The organism is Neisseria sp. P0021.S007 (genome assembly GCF_051956855.1).
Genome location: NZ_JBQCXA010001650.1, coordinates 1 through 450, shown reverse-complemented (window position 1 = coordinate 450; position 450 = coordinate 1). Strand labels below are relative to the sequence as shown.

1 protein-coding gene is annotated in these 450 nt (G+C 49.1%); it reads right to left on the bottom strand.

What is annotated here, in order from left to right; genetic code table 11:
• Nucleotides 1-99: 99 nt before the first annotated feature.
• Nucleotides 100-360, bottom strand: a complete 261-nt coding sequence (locus ACTHUR_RS20735) for a hypothetical protein (protein WP_440400688.1) — start codon at nucleotides 358-360, stop codon at nucleotides 100-102.
• Nucleotides 361-450: the final 90 nt, after the last annotated feature.

Sequence of the window (450 nt, the reverse complement as noted above, 5' to 3'; positions counted from 1 at the left end):
GTTGCTAACTGTAGTGGTACAAACTTTAAAATCGAGGTGTAGGGTGTGTGTGGTACGCACGCACGCGTTTTTTGCTGTTCAAACCATTGTTTCAAATCTTCAGAAGACCTCAAATGTCATCTGAAAACTTTTAGCAAGCCGTAGCCTGCATCCCCGCCAACCGCGTTTGTGGCTGCGCCACACACCCCACCTGCGGATGGTACAAACTTTAAAACCAAGATGTAGCAAGCCGTAGCCTGCATCTCCACCAACCGCGTGCGTGGCTGTGCCACACACCTTACCTGCGGAGGCACAAACTTTAAAACCGAGGTGTAGGGTGTGTGCGGTACGCACGCACGCGTTGTCTGTCGTTCTCACCACTGTTTCAAACTTTCAGAAGATCTCAAACGTCGTCTGGAAACTTTTAGAATAAAGGCCGTCTGAAATCCAGTTTTCAGACGGCCTTTTTAC